Origin of the sequence: Salinivibrio sp. IB872 (genome assembly GCF_001995345.1) — a bacterium.
GTDB classification, from domain to species: Bacteria; Pseudomonadota; Gammaproteobacteria; order Enterobacterales; family Vibrionaceae; genus Salinivibrio; species Salinivibrio proteolyticus.
Genome location: NZ_MUFO01000010.1, coordinates 56243 through 75840, shown reverse-complemented (window position 1 = coordinate 75840; position 19598 = coordinate 56243). Strand labels below are relative to the sequence as shown.

Sequence of the window (19598 nt, the reverse complement as noted above, 5' to 3'; positions counted from 1 at the left end):
ATAGCGTTAGTGGTGAGCTATCTAAGAAAATGTGGCTTTAACATGGCGGATATAAGGCAAATACTGGCTTCTATCCGCCAATTTAGGCGTTGGTCGGTAACGACCACTCTCTAACAAAAAATATCGCGATCGCGGCCTACGGCCGCTTATCAAAAAGAACCCCGCCTAAAAAGGCGGGGTTCGTCAGCAATCTGAAGCGCCGTTGATACGGCGCCTTTTATTACTCAGTCGAACGCAACAACCATTCCGTCTTAGAGCGCGTCTAGCATGTGCTCAATCGCGGCAACGATCTCGTCGTCAGAGCAGTCCATACAGGTGCCTTTGGCAGGCATCGCATTAAAGCCGTTGATAGCGTGTTTGGTGAGGGTTTCCATGCCTTTGTCGACACGAGGCCCCCAAGCGGCGGCGTCACCGGTTTTTGGTGCGCCTGCTGCGCCTGTGCTGTGACACGCAGTGCAGTAGGTATTATAAACCTGATCGCCGGTACGCGGACCCGTCGGTTCAGCGGCAGCCGTTTCGACCGGGGCTTGGCCGTCAAGGTATACATCACCAACTGGGGCAATGCGCTCGGCAATGGCGGATTTTTCACTCTCTGAGACTTCAAGCGCCTGTGCGGCTGAAGCAAACATGAAGGCAGCCACAGAGGCAACCATGATATGACGTAGACTCTTTCCCTTTGCGCTCACAATGACACTCCCACATTACTGGTGGCTTACGCCTTTTTCGTCTTATTTTGTCGCCAACCTCAAAGGGTGAATCAATGAAGACGTGATTCGGCCGCGACATTCATATTTCTCTACGGGCTCACCCAAACAGGGTAGGTTAACCCCGTGTAAAGATTAGGTGATTATAGCGCTTTAGATTGTTACGTTAAACCGTTATAGTAGAGACCTAACTGACGACTTTTACGCAATTTGTCCAAAAAGAGACCAGTCAGTAAAAAAATTAAAAAAAGTGCTAGACGGCTGGTAACGATATCCGTAATATTCGTCACCGCCAACGGGGCAAGCGCCCGTAGCTCAGTTGGATAGAGCGTTGGCCTCCGGAGCCAAAGGTCACAGGTTCAAATCCTGTCGGGCGCGCCATTCCGGGATAGAAATAGATGGCAAAAAATCAGTGGTGGCTGTAGCTCAGTTGGTAGAGCCCTGGATTGTGATTCCAGTTGTCGCGGGTTCAAGTCCCGTCAGCCACCCCATTATTCTCGCTAAAAGCGAAAATGTCGGTGAATAGCGCAGTTTGGTAGCGCATCTGGTTTGGGACCAGAGGGTCGGGGGTTCGAATCCCTCTTCACCGACCACTATTATAAACCCTAGCCTAACGGCTGGGGTTTTTTCGTTTCTAGGTCTGCTTATCATGATAGGTGGGTCTGTGTTGATGCCTGTCTGATTAACCCACCTTGCCTGCCTATTTATTTTTTGTCGCGATGATGCGGCTTCATGAAGAAAAAGTCAGAAATTAGAGCTTAATCAAGAATCCCACACAGAAAAAACCCTGAATCTGCCCGATATCAGCGGCTACGCGATACTGCTGCTATACCTAAGATTATACAGGGTAAAACACTGCCATTCTTATTATTGATAAAATAGATAACAATTTATGCCGTTAATATCAGCGTAAAGCACTGGCAGTGTTTTATGAGTGTTAACAGGTTAGGCTTTATCTTATGCGTAATTTGTTTTACAACTGTGACACGGTAATGAATCTGTATTTCACTGATATGAAATGTGTTTTGTATCTTTTGGTGTGAATTTACAGAGAATGGCTGTGAATGATTATTCGACCTTTAAGCAGGATTATGGCATATCCTGCTGTGTTGTTGATTTTTTGTGAAATGTTTGCCAGATTGGAATCCCCCTATTTTTTACTGGGTATCGGTTGAACAGGGCTCAGTCTGGACAAGGAGTACATCGTCACATTCGACGATGCCAAGGATGATAAATGGCACTGCTAGAAGTAAATAACCTACGAATAGAGTATCCGTCTCGTCATGGCGTTCATGCGGCAGTGAAATCACTGTCATTTACCATTGAACGCGGCGAGATCGTTGGTGTGGTCGGTGAGTCCGGCGCGGGTAAGTCGACGGTTGGTAACGCGGTGATTGACTTACTGAGCCCTCCGGGACGGATAGCCAACGGCGATGTGTACCTCGACGGCAAAAAGATTTCTGGTCTGACACCCAATGAGATGCGCAAGGTTCGCGGGGATAAGATTGGCTTTATCTTCCAAGACCCCATGACATCGTTAAATCCACTGTTCACGGTGGAGCAACAGCTGACTGAAACCATTCATACCAATTTAAATGTGACTCAGCAGCAAGCCTATCAGCGGGCGTTGACCTTGATGGAGCAAGTGGGGATTCCAGATCCAGAAATCCGCATTAAACAGTACCCCCACCAATTCTCTGGCGGAATGCGTCAGCGTGTGGTGATTGCTATCGCCCTAGCCGGTGAGCCCGATTTAATCATTGCCGATGAGCCCACGACTGCATTGGACGTCTCAATACAGGACCAAATCCTGACACTCATCCGTGACTTGTGTCAGCAGAAAAACGTCGGCTGTATGTTGGTGACCCATGATATGGGTGTGGTCGCGAATGTCACTGATCGCGTTGCAGTGATGTATCGCGGTGATTTGGTGGAAATTGGCACCACCCAACAAGTACTCGGTGAGCCACAACATCCTTACACGCAAAGTCTGATTTCAGCGGTACCACGCTCAGATATCAAGCTTGATCGCTTTCCACTGGTTAACTATATCGAAGAAGCTGGCGAAACCGTCGAGCTGGATATTAAAAACCATTGGTTGGGGCAAAGCCAAGATCAGCGCGCTTATACCGGGCCGTTATTGCAAGTCAAAGACGTATCGCTGCGTTTTGTTACCAAAGATTCGTTATTTGCCAGCCGTCGCGAATATGTTCAAGCGTCTGATCATGTCAGCTTCGATATTGTCGAAGGTGAAACCTTCGGGCTGGTGGGCGAGTCAGGATCGGGTAAGTCGACCATTGCCCGTGCGATTACGGGACTGTATCCGCCCAATACCGGACAAATCATTTTTGAAGGCATTGATCTCACCGCGATTAAGAGCGAACGGGCGCGACGGCCGATTCGTCGTCAAATGCAGATGGTGTTTCAGAACCCTTATTCGTCAATGAATCCGCGGATGAAAATCTATGACATTATCGCTGAGCCTATTCGCTTCCACCGCTTGGCAGACAATGAGTCTCAGATCCGTCAGATCGTGGGGGATTTATTGGATCATGTTGGATTAGGACGTGGCGCGGGGATCAAATACCCTCACGAGTTCTCTGGTGGTCAACGTCAGCGGATTTCAATTGCCCGCGCACTGGCAACGCGCCCGCGCTTATTGATTTGTGATGAACCTACGTCGGCGCTGGATGTGTCGGTGCAGGCCCAAATTCTAAACCTGCTTAAAGACCTACAAGACGAGCTCAATCTCACCATGCTGTTTATCAGTCACGATTTGCCAGTTATTCGACAAATGTGTGATCGCATTGGTGTGATGCGCAAGGGTCAGCTGTTGGAAGTGGCACCGACCGAGCAACTATTTACCGATCCTCAGCATGAATACAGCCGCAAGCTGATTTCATTGATGCCGGAATTTAAGGGAATGAGCACGGAAGGTTTGCAAACGGCATAGTTAGCCTGTGCCGTCGCGGCCAGATGGCCGCAATTGATTACCGATGCAAACACAGCAGGGGACACTCCCCTACGCATAAAGGAGCTATGCAAATGAAAACAATGAAGAGCAAGATTGCCGTGGCGCTGATGGCCGCAGGCCTAAGCTTTAGCGCAGCCGCGGCGGATATCACCATTGCTTACGATGCGGATCCTGTCTCACTTGACCCGCATGAGCAACTGTCTGGTGGCACGTTGCAGCTTTCTCATATGGTCTTTGATCCGCTAGTCCGTTTCACCCAAGAGATGGACTTTGAGCCACGCCTCGCGACCTCTTGGGAGCGCATGGATAACAAAACGGTGCGCTTTAATTTGCGTGAAGGTGTGACGTTCCACTCTGGTAACCCATTTACTGCTGATGATGTCGTTTGGACGTTCAAGCGCCTCAAATCCTCGCCAGACTTCAAAGGGATCTTCACCCCGATTGTTGATATTAAAAAAGTCGATGCGCATACGGTAGACGTGATCACGGATGGCACCTACCCATTGGTTGAAAACGTGATGACCTATGTCTTCCCGATGGACAGCAAATACTACAGTGGTAAAACCGAAGACGGGCGTGACAAAGCAGAGCTGAAGAAAAATGGCTCAACCTATGCGTCAACACACCTGTCAGGGACCGGTCCTTACGTGGTTGCCGAGCGTGAGCAAGGCGTTGTCGTGGAATTTAAGCGCAACGAAAACTACTGGGACAAAGAAAGCGAAGGTAATGTCGACAACATCACCTTACGCCCAATTAAAGAAGACGCCACCCGCGTCGCTGCCTTGTTGTCAGGTGATGTGGATATGATTGCGCCGGTGTCACCGAATGATTACCGCCGTATCGAACGCTCTGATAACTTGCAGTTGGTGACCATGCCAGGGACGCGCGTGATCACTTTCCAAATGAACCAAAGTGTTGTTGATGAGTTTAAAGACCCGCGTGTTCGTCAAGCGGTTGCTTATGCGGTCAATAACGAAGGTATCGCGCAAAAAATCATGAAAGGTGCCGCCACGCCAGCTAGCCAGCAAAGCCCCGTCGGGTATGCAGGCTACAATGCTGATCTAGAGCCGCGTTATGACTTGGCCAAAGCGAAAAAGCTGATGGAAGAGGCGGGTTACCCAGATGGCTTCTCGATCACCATGATTGCGCCGAATAACCGTTATGTGAACGATGAAAAAATCGCTCAAGCGGTTGCGGCGATGATGGCGAAGATTGGGATTAAGGTCGATCTGCAAACCATGCCAAAAGCGCAATACTGGCCAGAGTTTGATAAGTGTGAAGCGGGTATGCAAATGATCGGCTGGCACCCAGATACCGAGGACTCCGCCAACTTTACCGAGTTCTTGACCATGACCCGCAATGCGGACACAGGTAAGGGCCAGTACAACTGTGGTCACTACTCAAACAGTGAAGTCGACAAACTGGTCACGGCGGCGAACTCTGAGACCGATCTCGAGAAGCGCAGTGCCATGCTGCAAAAAGTCGAGAAGATCCTGTATGACGACGCTGCTTTCCTTCCTCTGCACTGGCAGGATCCATCATGGGCCGCCAAAAATAACGTCAACATCAAACCGATTGTTAACGGTATGAACTTCCCTTATTTCGGCGATTTGGTCGTCGAGTAAGGGTGTAAAAGGGGGCCTGATAAGGCCCCTTCATCTCCAATCGCTTAGAGGCAAACATGGTAACGTTTTTAGTCAAACGTCTGGTTCAGGCACTGGTAGTGATGTTTGTGATCAGTCTGGTGGCGTTTGCTATCCAGGACAACCTCGGCGACCCCTTGCGGGAGCTGGTGGGGCAATCAGTATCAGAAGCGGAGCGTAACGCGCTGCGCGATGAGATGGGACTTAACGATCCCTTTATTACCAAGTACACCCGTTTTATCGGAAAAGCGGTACAGGGCGACTTGGGAAATTCGTACTTCTTTAAACGTCCCGTGGTGGACGTGATTTTAGATAAGCTGGTAGCGACACTGGAGCTCGTCGCTGGGGCGGCGTTAATTATCGTTGTCGTGTCGATCCCACTTGGGGTGTATTCTGCCATTCATCCCAATAGCATTCTCACCAAAGTCATCATGGGCTTCAGTATTGTGGGGATCTCGATACCTGTTTTCTTAACCGCCATCATGTTGATGTATGTGTTCTCGATTGAGTTAGGTTGGTTGCCGTCGTATGGGCGAGGTGAAACGGCCAATTGGCTTGGTTGGGAGTCCGGCTTTTTCACCTTGGATGGCTTGGCGCACTTGGTGCTGCCCGCGGTCTCGCTGGCATCGATCATGTTACCGCTGTTTATTCGCTTAGTGCGCTCTGAAATGCTGGAAGCGCTTGGCACTGAATACGTGAAGTTTGCGCGTGCCAAAGGCTTGCCACAGAAAAAGGTGTACTACCAGCACGCGTTGAAAAATACCATGTTGCCCGTTGTCACCGTCGGTGGGGTACAAATTGGTACCATGATTGCCTATACCATTTTGACGGAAACTGTCTTCCAATGGCCGGGCACGGGGTTTCTCTTCCTTGAAGCGATTAACCGTGTGGATACGCCACTGATCACCGCTTATGTAATTTTTGTCGGCTTGATATTTGTGGTCACGAATACCTTTGTTGATCTGCTCTATGGCCTTATCAACCCAACGGTCAATCTTACTGGCAAGGAGGCATAGGCAATGACACAAACAACCACTCAGCCAAACCGTTGGCAGCGCTTTTTAGCCTCAGATTTTCTCTATCACTTTAAGCGTGWCAAAGTCGCGATGGCGAGTTTTACCGTCTTTGTCCTGTTCGTCTTGTTGGCGCTATTTGCCCCGCTTATTGCGCCGACCAATCCTTACGATCTGACCATGATTGATATTATGGACTCAGAATTACCCCCGGCATGGATGGAGTGGAGCGATCCGCGTTTCCTGTTAGGAACGGATAACCAAGGGCGCGATATTTTATCGACCATGATTTATGGTCTGCGTATCTCCCTGACCATTGGTTTGTGTGCGGTCGGTTTGCAGCTTCTATTGGGTACTGTGATTGGGCTCAGTGCGGGCTATTTTGGTGGACGAATTGACAGCTTTTTCATGCGAATTGCCGATATTCAGTTATCGTTCTCGACCATGATGGTGGCGATCATTGTCTCGGCCATTTTTAAAGCCAGCTTTGGCAGTGAGTTTTACAGTCAATATGCGATCTTAATGCTGGTGGTGATTATCGGGGTGGCGGAATGGCCACAGTATGCCCGCACCATTCGAGCATCTGTGCTTGCTGAAAAGAAGAAAGAGTACGTCGAAGCGGCGCGAGTGATGGGTTTTCGTTCCCCGCGGATTATGTTCCGCCATATTTTGCCCAACTGTCTTTCGCCCATTTTGGTGATTTCGACGGTGCAGGTCGCTAATGCGATTATGTCGGAAGCGGCGCTATCCTTTTTGGGTTTGGGCATGCCGGTCGATCAGCCGTCTTTGGGCTCACTGATCAGTATCGGATTTAACTATATCTTCTCGGGGTCGTGGTGGATCACCGCCTTTCCTGGCATCGTACTGGTCTTTTTGGTACTAGTTATCAACTTACTGGGTGATTGGCTGCGGGATGTCTTCAATCCCAAAATCTATAAAGGGTGAATAAAATGGCTGCGTTTGCAGCCATTTTTGTTGGAAGCTAACAGGCTGAGCAGCGCTCGCTTGAGTCGCCGCGTCACTTTGCTTAAGCTGACAACATTCGGTTTTCAGGAGAGCAAATCATGAGGTGGTTGCGACGTCTTGCGGTGAGTGCCGTAGCAACATGGGCGATCAGTGCGCCAGTGAATGCGGCGCAAACGCCGTGTGCGGTGATTGACCACCAACAAGGCTGGCCCATTATTGGTGAGCAGTGCGATATTGGTGAAGGATTGTGGGGCAACCAAGCGCTTGACCCAAATAGCCATGCGTTTTGGATCCAGTGTGGGGCAACGGAAGGTGTGCCATCGCGCGCATTTTTCCAGTCGCTGCGTCAAGGGTTGCCAGACTTGCCATTTCAGGTGCATCTCCGTGATGGGCGCGGGCGCTGCCTGATTGGTCCATATGATAACCCTGACGTGGCGCGTTTGGTGTTACAGCGTGTGCGCCAGTTCGGACCCACCCAAAAGGCTGTTATGCGTCAAACACGCCAGCCATTATCGGAACCGGCCGTGATTCGTTTACCCCCTTTAGCGACGCAGGCGAAGTCTGTGACGTCATCATCGACGATGGCAAAATCAACCATGCCAGCGAGCGCGTCCACCATTAACCTGAATCATTTTGGTTTGCCTGAGCCGGAAGCCGGCGATCAGCAATATGTGGAAAAGGATATCAATTGGTTGCGTATTGACTATGCAGGCGCGATGGCACGGTGCCAAAAAGAGGGCATGATGCTGGCAAGCCAAGCTGATTTGACCGCGGTATCTAAGGCCACCGATCAGTTGCCTATGCGTTTACCTTATTGGGTGCAAGGAGCAATGGGCGTGGATGCCCGCACTGGGAAAGTGGTGACACGTAATGCCGATGCGGCGTTAAACGTATTGTGCAAAAAGCGTTGACGCTCGGATGAAGAATAACAAACGCCCGCTTGAAGCGGGGCGTTTTCGTTTGCTTGTGTCTCATTTTCCACGATTAAGCGGCAGGCGGTTGCTCGGGTAGCGCAAGTTTGAGTGCGGTGCGAGAGACATCGCTGGCCGCTTTTCCCTGATTGAGCTTATCCAACACGTCGGCGAGATATGCGTAGTCGGTCACGTCCGCACGATACTCGAGGGCTTTCTCAAAGTGGCTACGTGCGTCTTGCCATTTCCCTTGTTGCATCAGCAACTGTCCTAACGCGCTATGGGTGACAGGATTACGAGAGTCGTACCTGAGGAGCTCTTCGAGCATGACCACGGCGGGATGAATGTCAGGCAGCTTTAAGCTGGGGAGCAGCGCAATCAGGCTGTCTTCCGGACGTTTTTTCAAGGCTTCTCGCAGTAGAATATAGGCTTCAGAGTCCGCGTTGCGCGCCACTAAGTGGCGTACCAGCCCCACCAATAGAGCGGGTTGGCTGCGTTTGGTTTTCGAGAGTCGATTCCAGTGGGTTAGCAGCCCCTCAGTGCCTTGTTGGCTGGCAATGTGTGCCATGACACCGAGTTCCGCACGCTCACTGAGTGCTTCCAATTGCGTCCCATCTAGAAGCTGAGCCTTCTTCAGTGTGGGCAGCAAATTCAATAACGCCGACCAATCTTCCAGTTGAATATAGGTGTCTTTAAGCAGGGATAGCATCACCGGGTTTCGAGGATGCTGGCGCTTAATGGCACGCAACGACGCCAGTGCTTCTTCGTACTGACCGCTTTGGCTGTGTAGTTGTGCACGGGTCAGGGCAAGTGCCAAGCTGTTGGCGTTAAGGTCAGCGGCTTGTTGGAGATACTGATCCCTGGCATGAAGATCTTGACGCTGCTGCGCCGCTTCTGCAGCGGCCAGTAAATTATGCATGGGCGCGTCACTGAAAGGACGAGCTTTTGCTAATAGCTTCTCCGCTTGCTTCCATTCGCCTTCGCGTAATTTCATCAATCCCGTTTGGGTTTGTTTGCGTGCTTTGCGTTGTTTACGTCCTGATAACCAACCGCTCGCGGTGCTACTGAGCGAGAGCAGCTTGCGCAGCACCCACTCGAGCAGCCATAACACCCCAATCAATCCAACAATGAGGATAATCAAGGTCGTCACACTCATTTCAAGTGTCTGCTCGGCGGCAGAGATCAGTACATACCCTTGTTGACCAGCAAGCTCCGGACCGACGAGCAGACCGGCAACCAGCGCTAAGACAAGCAGTAGGAGTTTAATCATGACTGACCTCCTGTGAGTGGCGCGATGTCTCGACGCAGTCGGGTGTCGATTTCATCACTGACCAAGGCTTGGCTTTTTAGCTTGTTAGGTAAATCGATGCCGATTCTTTGCTGGTCGAGTGCATCGATTTGCTCGACAAAGCGTTCCGTCACAGTCGCATCTTGGTTATAAAACCGTAGTGTCCAATCTTTGGCCATACCCAAGGCCTCATGATACAAGGCATCATTGCTTTGATAGACCGCGCGCATCGCTTGATCGAGCTTGTTCTTGACGTTCTCTTGCAGATAGTAGCTTTGTGTTGGCGACAGCAGCGGGACAACATTGCCATCACGTTTGCGGTAGGTAACAAAGTTATCGACAAAGTCTTTCACGGAGGTAGTGAGGTTGGTTTGCCAGTCATTGACCGATTCGCTCACCACCGGCTTCTCGGTTTCAATCGCGTCAGGGATCACCGCATTGGCAAGCGGTAAGGTTTCGACCTGCTGTTGCATACTGGTTAAACGCAGCACGATGCCGTCGCGATCAATACGTTTTACTGCTTTTAGCGCCGTAATGTCGTCGGCCATGGCCTGACGAATAGGCATCAAAGAAGGATCGTTGAGCTGGGCAATGCGATGGTCGGCCGCTTCCATCAGCGCGGTGGCGCTTTGCGCGTCATGCTCGAGCCAAATCTTGCGTCCGGCCATACGAATTAGGTAATCCGCTTCGGCAAGCAGCCAGTCATTCGGACGGCGTCCTTTCACTTCGGCTACCGCTTTTTGCAAGCTCTTCAAGGTATTGTCTTGTTGCGCTAAGCGTGTTTGGGTGTCATCAATCACTTGCGCGCGCGCTTTTGCTGCCGCCTGTTGCTGGTCATTTAGGGCTTGCTCAAGGCGTGCAATCTGCGCTTGCTGCGCGGATAGCGTATTTTGCAGCACGGTGGCTTGTTGATGGCCGTGGTAGAAAAGCCAACCACTCGACCCTAGCGCGATGGCGATGGCAACTGCACCTAATATTAGTCCACCTCGGCTGCGTGTGGCTGGTTTAGGCTTATTAGGCGCCGTTTTATTGTGCGAGGCGTGCGTATCTGGTGAAGAGGGAGTCGTGGCCTTGCTTTGCTTGGTGTCGGTGTTTTTGTTGTCAGTCATCCGAAAGTCCCGTTTTTCTTAACCTCAGCAGCGTGTAAACCAGTGCGTCATTGGCCACGCTGTCAACGGTCGTAATCGTGTCAAAACCGAGCGCAGTCGCTTGATCTTGAATCCTTTTACTGGGCACCAGTATACGGCATTGGCGCAGCCAGTGCTGTCCGCTCAGTGTGATAAGTTGATCAAAGTGGGCTAATTGTTGACCACTGGTTACCACCACGGTGGTAATCGTGTATTGTGGCCAGCTTACTACTTGCGATACTAAAGGCTCAATCGCCCATTGTCGTAGATAGGCCTCGCAATAGTGAACTTGCCCGCCTTGCGACTGCAAGGTTTGCCCCATCATATCGCGTCCGCTCTCTCCGCGAAGAATGACCACCTGCTTCCCTTTTATCACGTTAAAAGGCGCCAATGAGAGCATGCCTTCGCTGTCTTCTCGGGTAGGATACTGTACTGGCTGGTTGGCAACCTGCTGCCATTCGTTGGCCGTGCGCTGACCGACGGCCACATAATGACAATGACGCGGCCACGCCATCCCCTGTTGCTGAAGGGCTTGATGGGTAAATGCGACCGCGCGGGGGCTAACGGCCACTAACACACTGCCAGCGGGGAGAGAGGAAAGTAGCGCGGGCAGTGACGGTAAACCTCGCCCCGGCGCAAAGCTAACCAGTGGGCAAGGCAAGGCCGCCAGCTTGTGTTGGGCAAGCTGGTCGACTAATTGGCTGCAATCCGGCTCGGGGCGAACAACAACAATGGTCATGCGTCGTCTTGATAAAGCTTATCCAAGATTTGACGTGCGCCTTGGGCGAGCAGTTGCTCGGCGAGATCGGTGCCGAGTTGTTCTCCTTTTTCGAGCGGTCCTGTAATTTCGCCGCGCAGAATGGTAGAGCCATCGGGCTCACCGACTAAGGCACGTAGCCAGATTTTGTCGCCTTGGATTTCTGAATAACTGCCAATCGGCACCTGACAGCCGCCTTCAAGGCGATTGTTCATCGCGCGTTCGCACAATACGCGTTGAGTGGTGTTGGCGTCAGACAGCGGGGCCAACAAGGTACGAATACGTTCATCATCCAATCGACATTCAATCCCTACGGCACCTTGGCCAACCGCGGGTAAGATCACTTCTGGCGGGATTTCGCTGCGAATGCGATCGTGCAAGCCCAGTCGTTTTAACCCAGCTGCTGCGAGGATGATGGCGTCATATTGGCCATCGTCGAGTTTACCGAGACGCGTGCCGACATTGCCGCGCAATGTATTGACCACCAAGTCGGGGCGGCGCTCACGAAGTTGGGATTCTCGACGCAAGCTGGAGGTGCCTACCACCGCCCCTTCGGGCAATGCATCAATGCTGTCGTAATGATTAGAGACAAAGGCGTCACGCGGGTCGCCACGTTCACAAATGGTGACCAGCCCCAGTCCTTCAGGGAATTCGACCGGGACGTCTTTCATCGAGTGCACGGCGATATCGGCACGACCGTTGAGCATGGCTTGCTCGAGCTCTTTAATAAACAACCCTTTACCGCCAATCTTGGCGAGCGGTGTGTCCAGAATCACGTCACCTTTTGTGACCATCGGCACCAGCTCGACGGATAAACCTGGGTGTGACTGCTCAAGAGCCGCTTTAACAAACTCCGCCTGCCACAAGGCCAGAGGGCTTTTGCGTGTCGCAATGCGTACGGGGGTTGAATACATGATTTACTTTCCTTCTTACACAATGGCGCCCATCCTATCATTGGCGCTGCGCTGGACGTAATCTCTCCTAACGCGTTTGCGCATTTATGGCGTGCTGGTCGCGATATAGGTGAAAAAATGTGATCAATCGCTTATTATTACAGCAAATTGTTACTTGGAAAGACGGCATTTTTGCTGGTCTACGACTAAGGTTGTAGAGCGAAAAAGATTGATGTTGGTCTCAAAAATCGCCTATAGTGCGGCATAGATACCACCACACAGGCATCGGGGTTATTGGCTTTACCCGAGTTGTCTAGAGTGTTACATTGATCACGTTTTGTTATCTGCAATTGGGCGGATACGGTGAAGACAGTAACGTCGACCTGTTGACCGGGATGTCAACGAATCTGGATGATTGCCTTGCAAACATACGTTGAACAGCAAACTGAACGCATCGAGGCGTTTAACCGTGTGAGAATGGATCGCGCGCGGTCAGCCATGAGCCGACAGGCTCAAGCGGTTTTCGATGTGCTGCCAGTGCTTTTACACCTAAACCATCCGGCTTTACCGGGGTTTTTTGACGACAGCGTGCCCTTTGGCATTGCCGATTACGAGCTTGATGAGACACAACGTCAGTTTGTCTCCGATTGCCTGATCCACACAGACACCCGTTTCTCCTCTCTAACTGCGCGTTTTGAGCACGATCAGCGTCTGCCTATTAAAGGCATGTATACCATGGGCAGCACCGGGTCCATGGGGCAAAGCTTGACCAGTGACCTCGATATTTGGGTGTGTGTGGATGCCTCCGTCAGCGCGGCGCAGCGCGAGATGCTGGATGCCAAGTGCACCGCCATTTCAGAGTGGGCCCTAAACCAAGGGGTAGAAGCGAACTTTTTTGTGGTCTGTGAGGGCCGTTTTCGCCACCACTTGTCACAGGCGATGACCAGTGACAACTGTGGCACCAGTCAGCATTTTCTTTTGCTGGATGAGTTTTATCGCTCCTCAATGCGACTCGCCGGCCAAAAACTGTTGTGGTACATGGTGCCACCAGAGATGGAAGCGTGCTACGAGGACTATGTGGATACGCTGGTCGCTGACCATGGCCTTGACCGTCGTGATTGGGTCGACTTTGGTGGTCTACCGACCATCCCAGCCGAAGAATATTTTGGCTCAAGCTTGTGGCAACTGTATAAAAGCATTGATTCACCGTATAAGTCGGTGCTCAAAGCGATTTTGCTCGAAGCCTACTCATGGCAGTATCCCGGCACCCAGCTTCTGAGTGTGGATGGCAAACGCCGTTTCTATGCCGGTTGGGTCGATGTGTATCAGTCCGACGCCTATTATTTGATGCTGGAAAAAGTCACCCGTTATTTGGAATCCATTGGTGACACCCGTCGTCTCGACCTTGTACGTCGTTGTTTTTATCTAAAAACCCATGAGAAATTGACGCAAGCGCCGTCGACTGGCTCGGTCGCATGGCGTCGTGATGTGTTGCGATTGCTAACCCGTGAGTGGGGCTGGGATGAACAGGCGCTGGCCTACCTCGACAACCGCCGTTACTGGAAAGTCGAGGAGGTAAAATACGCGCACAACGAGCTGCTTGACGCCTTGATGCAAAGCTATCGGAACCTGATCCGCTTTGCCCGCCGCAACGATATTACGTCCGCGATTAGCCCGCAAGACATCAGTATTCTCGCGCGTAAACTGTATGCCGCCTTTGAAGAATTGCCGGGTAAAGTGACCTTATTGAATCCGCAAATTTCGCCGGATTTACATGAATCGGATCTCACCTTTATTCAGGTCTCGGAAGGGCGCACCAATGCGCCGGGTTGGTATTTGTATAAGCACTCGCTTGATCCGGTCGATATCATTGGTCGCGCGCCGCTAGAGCACAATGCTTATTTATCCAAGCTGGTGGCGTGGGCGTTTTTTAATGGGTTGCTGACCGAGTCAACCCGCCTGGATACCGTGGTGCGCGATGCCGATGTTGATATCGATACCTTGTATCAGCTAGTCAGTGACATGCGTAACACCTTCTCATTGCGTCCACCGCGCCCGACACTGGATGCGCTGTCGAGTCCGTGTGAAATTCGCCAGCTCGCGTTGTTTGTCAATTTGGAGCAAGATCCAACATCGGCATACAAAAAACCGTCGATGCGTTTTGACTTCAAAAACAGTGATATTTTCAGCTACGGCCCCGAACAAACCTGTTTGGTGGGGAGTGTCGATCTCGTTTATCGCAACTCGTGGAATGAAGTTCGGACCCTGAATTACCGTGGCGATGATGCCATTTTGGAAGCATTGAAAACCATGCTGGGCAAAATGCACCAAGATGCGCTGCCCCCAGAGTCTGTGGACGTGTTCTGCTACTCAAGCAAGATGCGTGGCTTAATTCGTAATCTGGTCTATCAATTGGTCGCTGAGTGCATTGAATTGCGCTTAAAACCAATTGAAAAGGAAAAGCGCCGCCGATTTAAAGCCTTACGCATCGGTAAGCAGACTCATGGTTTGTTTTTCGAACGTCGAGGCGTGTCAGTACAGCGGTTAGAAAACTCGGTTGATTTTTATCGCTGTATTTCCACCAACAAGGTCAACGGCACGCCGGTGATGGTGGTCGACAACCCACAAGATGTGCATCCGCCTGAAGTGGTTGATGCCTACGCCAGTGAAGGCTTGGTGCAGTTTTTCTTTGAAGATTGTACCAATGGTTACAACCTGTATATTCTCGACGAAAACAATCGGGTGGAAGTGTATCGTCAGTGTAGCGGGGACAAAACTGAGATGGTGCAAGGGGTAAACCGTTTCTATACCTCTTCTCATGACCGCTACAGCTACAGTGCCAATTTTATCAACTTTAACTTGCCGCAGTTTTATCAAATCGTGACTGATGAGCAGGGTGAAACCCAAGCCTTGCCCTTTAAATGCGATCCACAATGGCAGCCGCCGCGACAGCCGCCACATCAGGGATTAGCCGGTCAGGTAGCGTCGTTTAAATAGTCAACGAGCGCGGCCCGTGGGGCTCGCGCTGTGTCGATTGTCCATTAAGATCACCAAGAAACAGGTTCGCCTGCGTGCTTGCTGCACTCTTGCTGCACCAGATCCATCAACACAAGTCCCGTTTTGCTGCAGGTCCATTCGCCGTCTTTGAGGGCAAAGTGGAATCCACCACTTTTCGACGCGAGCCAGATTTCTTGCATCGGCTCTTGGCGGTTAATGATGATTTGGCTGCCATCATCGAACTCCAGCGTCATTACGTTGCCAACGCTCTCATAATCGATGTCGGCGCCTGAGTCATCGATACCTTCTTCAATGGCCTGCATTTGTAAATCGACCAACTGATGATATTCCGTTGTGTTCATCCCGTTACATCCTATTGCTTTTCATGGTTGTGATGCGATTATAGAGGGCATTGACTCGATAATCACTGGCATTCACTATGCGAAAACTCGTCATTTTACTGATGTTCACTGGCATCATGACACTGACCGGCTGTGGCCAACAAGGGCCCCTGCATTATCCGGACGAACAACCGACGCAAAATCAATAACCAACGACGACAGGGAAGAACACCTTGGATTATTTCAATTATCAGGACGACGGCCAGCTGTGGGCCGAATCATTGCCTTTGACCCAGCTTGCCGATGATCACGGCACACCCTTGTACGTCTATTCACGTGCAACCTTTGAGCGCCATTGGCACGCATTTGATCGCGCCGTGGGCGATCATCCGCATTTGGTGTGCTATGCCGTTAAGGCAAACTCCAATATCGGTGTGTTAAATGTGCTGGCACGCTTGGGGTCAGGATTTGATATTGTCTCTCAAGGTGAACTCGAGCGCGTGCTCGTCGCCGGTGGTGATCCTGCCAAAGTGGTGTTTTCTGGCGTGGGGAAAACGGCCGCAGAAATGCGTCGTGCACTGGAAGTGGGCATCAAATGTTTCAATGTGGAGTCCCACTCTGAACTCGACCGCTTAAATCAAGTCGCGGGCGAGTTGGGTGTGCAAGCGCCGATATCGTTGCGTATTAATCCTGATGTGGATGCCAACACCCACCCCTACATCTCGACGGGCTTAAAGGAAAATAAGTTTGGCATTGCCTTTGCTGAGGCGTTGAATAGTTTCCGTTATGCAGCCAGCTTGCCACACCTTAAGGTCGAAGGCATTGACTGTCATATCGGCTCGCAACTGACCGAACTCGCGCCTTTTATTGAATCTACCGACCGCTTGTTGGCGTTGATTGATACCTTGGGTGATGAAGGCATTACAATTCGTCATCTGGATGTGGGTGGCGGATTAGGCGTGACCTATAGCGACGAGAAACCGCCTCAGCCATCTGAGTATGCCAAAGCGTTGTTGGCGCGTTTGGACAATCATCGTCATCTTGAGCTGATTTTTGAGCCGGGCCGTGCGATTGCTGCCAATGCGGGGGTGTTGCTGACCAAGGTTGAGTTTCTCAAGCACAGTGAGCATAAAAACTTTGCCATTATCGATGCGGGGATGAACGATTTAATTCGTCCGTCACTGTATCAAGCCTATCAAGAAATCATTCCCGTGGTGCCGCGCCAAGGAGAGCCACAAACCTATGATTTAGTAGGACCAGTTTGCGAAACGGGTGATTACTTGGGCAAAGACCGCTCGCTGGTGTTAGAAGCGGGTGATTTACTGGCGGTACGCTCAGCCGGCGCATATGGCTTTGTGATGGCGTCAAACTATAACTCACGCTGCCGCCCCGCCGAGGTCATGGTCGATGGCGACCAAGCACACCTTGTGCGCGAGCGCGAAAACTTGGCGTCGCTATGGCAGCTTGAACAGCGCCTACCAGAATAAGGATTGGCATGCAGGTACAGTTTGCAAAAATGCACGGGCTGGGCAACGACTTCATGGTGGTTGACTGTGTCACACAAAACGCGTTCTTTTCGCCGGATCTGATTCGGCGTTTGGCCGATCGTCATCGTGGCGTCGGTTTTGACCAGCTATTGGTCGTGGAGCCGCCCTACGATCCTGAGACAGATTTTCATTATCGCATTTTTAATCCTGACGCATCGGAAGTCTCGCAATGTGGCAATGGTGCGCGCTGCTTTGCGCGTTTCGTGCGAATGAAAGGGCTGACCAATAAGCATCAGATCAGCGTGAGCACCCAAGCCGGTAAAATGCTGCTGCACATTGAAAACGACAATCAGGTGCGCGTGAACATGGGCGAGCCGGAATTCACGCCGGGGAAAATTCCGTTTCGTGCCAACTCACAAGAGAAAACCTACTTGATGCGGGTGGCGGAGCAGACCTTATTTGTCGGCGCCGTGAGCATGGGCAACCCGCATGTAGTGACTGTGGTCGAGGATGTCGACCATGCCGACGTGGACACCTTGGGACCGCTACTTGAAAGTCACGAACGCTTCCCTGAACGGGTCAATGCTGGCTTTATGCAGATCCTTTCCCGCAATGCGATTAAGCTTAGAGTGTACGAGCGCGGCGCTGGTGAAACCCAAGCCTGTGGCAGTGGCGCGTGTGCCGCGGTTGCGGTCGGGATTATACAAGGCCTGCTTGATGAGCAAGTAACGGTGAGTTTACCCGGTGGAGATCTCCGCATTCGCTGGCGCGGGCCGGGCCATCCCTTATCAATGACAGGCCCTGCGACACATGTATTTGATGGACAATTGCAATTATGAATGATGGGGTAGAAGCCTCGACACTGGAAACCATGCCTCTTAGCGATGAGGCGGTGGCAGCGTATTTAAAAGACAATCCAGATTTTTTTATTCGCCATCGCGATTTACTGACGCAGCTGACCGTGCCACACGGCGAGCAAGGTGCGGTATCGCTGGTGGAAATTCAACTCAAGCGCCTGCGTGAGCGGGTGGCGGAGCTGGAAGAAGACATTACCCAACTGATGAGTCTAGGGGCAAAAAACGATGCCCTGTTTCGTGCCTTTGCCGAGGCGCATCAGGCGCTGCTGCGTGCTAATACGCCGCAGGCGGTGCAAAAAGCATTGACGACGCTTAGCGAGCAACTGCAACTGAGCGTCAGCTTACGGGTGTATGCGCCTATCGATGGGCTGCAGAGCATCTCACGTCAGGCGGTAGATCAATTAAAGAGTCATCATTTTGCCGGACGTCGTTGTTATCTCGGACGCTTGCGCCGTGTGGATGCTGAAGTAGTGATGGCAACGCCACCTGAGCTAGGCTCTTTTGCGCTGGTACCGATTAATGGGGAAGGCAAAGAGTGGGGACTGTTGAGCTTTGCGAGCGCAGATGGCGGGCACTTTCAGCCAGAAATGGACACCCTTTTTATCGAACAGCTGGCTGCACACTTGGCCATCTTATGTAGCCAGTGGACGAACAAGGGTGAGCGTCAGTGACAGCGGTAACGTCTGACCAAGCGGCTCCCCGTTCACTGACGGTCCCTCTTGACCGCTTTTATCAATATCAACTCAGCGAACGGGGCCTCAGTGCCCATACGCAACGTAATTATCAGCGCCAGTTAGATAAGATTGTCGACTTTCTGACCGCGCGGGGCATCGCTCATTGGCAAGATGTGGATGCCGACTGGGTGCGACAAATTTCGAGCCAAGCCAAACGCGATGGCCTCAAACCGGGCAGTATTGCGTTGCGGCTGTCCGCACTGCGCAGCTTTTTCGACTATCTCGTGCAAACCGAACAGCTTGCCGCCAACCCAGCCAAAGGGGTCGCTGCGCCCAAGCAAGGGCGCCAGTTGCCGAAAAACCTTGATGTGGATGAAATGAATCAGCTGCTCGAGGTGGATCAAGACGACCCGCTGTCGGTACGGGATCGGGCGATGATGGAGCTAATGTATGGCGCAGGGTTGCGTTTAGCCGAGCTGGTGGATCTCAACGTGCGTGATGTCTCGGTACGTAAAGGGGATTTGCGTGTCACCGGTAAAGGGGAAAAGGAGCGTATCGTGCCTTTTTCCGGCATGGCGAAAACCTGGGTGATGAACTGGCTAAAAGTGCGCAACCAGCTCCTCAAAGGGCCAGAAGAGGCGCTATTTATCTCTAAACTCGGCCAGCGAATTTCGCACCGCAGCGTGCAAAAACGTATGGCGGAGTGGGGACAAAAGCAGGCGGTGAATAGCCACATTAATCCTCACAAACTGCGCCACAGTTTTGCCACTCACATGCTGGAGTCGTCCGGGGATTTGCGTGCAGTGCAAGAGTTGCTTGGCCATGCCGATTTAAGCACCACACAAATTTATACCCATTTGGACTTTCAACACTTGGCGAAAGTGTATGACGCGGCGCATCCTCGCGCCCGCAGTACAGGGGCTCGTAAACCCAGCGCAGGCAAAAAAAACAACTCGGAGTCGTGAT

The 19598-nt window shown here is 51.7% G+C and carries 17 protein-coding genes and 3 tRNA genes; 14 read left to right on the top strand and 6 right to left on the bottom strand.

Features of this window, described 5'->3' with window-relative positions; all coding sequences use genetic code 11:
• Positions 1-251: 251 nt before the first annotated feature.
• On the bottom strand, positions 252-686 hold the full coding sequence (locus tag BZJ18_RS06445) for a c-type cytochrome (RefSeq protein WP_069590326.1): 435 nt from the start codon (positions 684-686) through the stop codon (positions 252-254).
• Between the two features lie 322 nt (positions 687-1008).
• Here BZJ18_RS06445 and BZJ18_RS06440 point away from each other — a divergent pair.
• The 8 genes from BZJ18_RS06440 to BZJ18_RS06405 all read left to right on the top strand — a co-directional run bounded on the left by BZJ18_RS06440 (position 1009) and on the right by BZJ18_RS06405 (position 8211).
• Positions 1009-1085: transfer RNA gene (locus BZJ18_RS06440), tRNA-Arg, on the top strand.
• Between the two features lie 34 nt (positions 1086-1119).
• Positions 1120-1195, top strand: a tRNA-His gene (locus tag BZJ18_RS06435).
• Between the two features lie 25 nt (positions 1196-1220).
• Positions 1221-1297, top strand: a tRNA-Pro gene (locus BZJ18_RS06430).
• A gap of 641 nt (positions 1298-1938) precedes the next feature.
• On the top strand, positions 1939-3657 hold the full coding sequence (locus BZJ18_RS06425) for an ABC transporter ATP-binding protein (protein WP_077455786.1): 1719 nt from the start codon (positions 1939-1941) through the stop codon (positions 3655-3657).
• Between the two features lie 92 nt (positions 3658-3749).
• Positions 3750-5303: an ABC transporter substrate-binding protein gene (locus BZJ18_RS06420; protein WP_077455785.1), complete on the top strand. Its 1554-nt coding sequence runs from the start codon at positions 3750-3752 to the stop codon at positions 5301-5303.
• A gap of 56 nt (positions 5304-5359) precedes the next feature.
• The gene (locus BZJ18_RS06415) at positions 5360-6337 is read left to right on the top strand and encodes an ABC transporter permease (RefSeq protein ID WP_069590320.1); all 978 of its coding nucleotides are present in this window, start codon (positions 5360-5362) and stop codon (positions 6335-6337) included.
• Between the two features lie 3 nt (positions 6338-6340).
• Entirely contained in the window at positions 6341-7279 is a 939-nt protein-coding gene (locus BZJ18_RS06410) for an ABC transporter permease (RefSeq protein WP_077455784.1), read from the top strand.
• A 119-nt stretch (positions 7280-7398) separates the two neighbouring features.
• Complete coding sequence (locus BZJ18_RS06405) at positions 7399-8211, top strand: hypothetical protein (protein ID WP_077455783.1); 813 nt, start codon at positions 7399-7401, stop codon at positions 8209-8211.
• Between the two features lie 73 nt (positions 8212-8284).
• Here the strand turns inward: BZJ18_RS06405 and BZJ18_RS06400 are convergent, their stop codons facing one another.
• Genes BZJ18_RS06400 through hemC form a run of 4 tightly spaced genes read right to left on the bottom strand, consistent with a single transcriptional unit; the run spans position 8285 to position 12297 of the window.
• Positions 8285-9481: a heme biosynthesis HemY N-terminal domain-containing protein gene (locus tag BZJ18_RS06400; RefSeq protein WP_077455782.1), complete on the bottom strand. Its 1197-nt coding sequence runs from the start codon at positions 9479-9481 to the stop codon at positions 8285-8287.
• Positions 9478-10608 carry a uroporphyrinogen-III C-methyltransferase gene (locus BZJ18_RS06395; protein ID WP_077455781.1) on the bottom strand — a complete coding sequence of 377 codons (1131 nt, stop codon included), beginning with the start codon at positions 10606-10608 and terminating at the stop codon, positions 9478-9480. The genes BZJ18_RS06400 and BZJ18_RS06395 overlap by 4 nt, the downstream gene beginning before the upstream one ends.
• The gene (locus BZJ18_RS06390; protein WP_077455780.1) at positions 10601-11365 is read right to left on the bottom strand and encodes a uroporphyrinogen-III synthase; all 765 of its coding nucleotides are present in this window, start codon (positions 11363-11365) and stop codon (positions 10601-10603) included. The genes BZJ18_RS06395 and BZJ18_RS06390 overlap by 8 nt, the downstream gene beginning before the upstream one ends.
• Positions 11362-12297, bottom strand: coding sequence for a hydroxymethylbilane synthase (gene hemC / locus BZJ18_RS06385; protein ID WP_077455779.1), 936 nt, complete (start codon positions 12295-12297; stop codon positions 11362-11364). Before hemC ends, BZJ18_RS06390 begins: the two co-directional genes overlap by 4 nt.
• Positions 12298-12687: 390 nt before the next feature.
• On the opposite strand from hemC, the gene BZJ18_RS06380 reads away from it, so the two are divergent.
• Positions 12688-15273, top strand: a complete 2586-nt coding sequence (locus BZJ18_RS06380; RefSeq protein WP_077455778.1) for a class I adenylate cyclase — start codon at positions 12688-12690, stop codon at positions 15271-15273.
• Positions 15274-15323: 50 nt separating this feature from the next.
• Here BZJ18_RS06380 and cyaY read toward each other — a convergent pair whose 3' ends face one another.
• A complete protein-coding gene (cyaY, locus tag BZJ18_RS06375; RefSeq protein ID WP_077455777.1) occupies positions 15324-15635 on the bottom strand; it encodes an iron donor protein CyaY in 312 nt (103 codons plus the stop codon).
• 77 nt (positions 15636-15712) lie between these two features.
• Between cyaY and lptM the strand changes: the two genes are divergently transcribed.
• Genes lptM through xerC form a run of 5 tightly spaced genes read left to right on the top strand, consistent with a single transcriptional unit; the run spans position 15713 to position 19597 of the window.
• Positions 15713-15823 (top strand): LPS translocon maturation chaperone LptM, encoded by a 111-nt coding sequence (gene lptM / locus BZJ18_RS17550; RefSeq protein WP_096630268.1) that lies wholly within the window; start codon positions 15713-15715, stop codon positions 15821-15823.
• A gap of 24 nt (positions 15824-15847) precedes the next feature.
• The gene (lysA, locus tag BZJ18_RS06370) at positions 15848-17101 is read left to right on the top strand and encodes a diaminopimelate decarboxylase (RefSeq protein ID WP_077455776.1); all 1254 of its coding nucleotides are present in this window, start codon (positions 15848-15850) and stop codon (positions 17099-17101) included.
• 8 nt (positions 17102-17109) lie between these two features.
• A complete protein-coding gene (gene dapF, locus BZJ18_RS06365) occupies positions 17110-17940 on the top strand; it encodes a diaminopimelate epimerase (RefSeq protein WP_069590300.1) in 831 nt (276 codons plus the stop codon).
• Positions 17937-18629: a DUF484 family protein gene (locus BZJ18_RS06360; RefSeq protein ID WP_077455775.1), complete on the top strand. Its 693-nt coding sequence runs from the start codon at positions 17937-17939 to the stop codon at positions 18627-18629. The genes dapF and BZJ18_RS06360 overlap by 4 nt, the downstream gene beginning before the upstream one ends.
• Entirely contained in the window at positions 18626-19597 is a 972-nt protein-coding gene (gene xerC, locus BZJ18_RS06355; protein WP_077455774.1) for a tyrosine recombinase XerC, read from the top strand. The genes BZJ18_RS06360 and xerC overlap by 4 nt, the downstream gene beginning before the upstream one ends.
• The last annotated feature ends 1 nt before the right edge of the window (position 19598 follow it).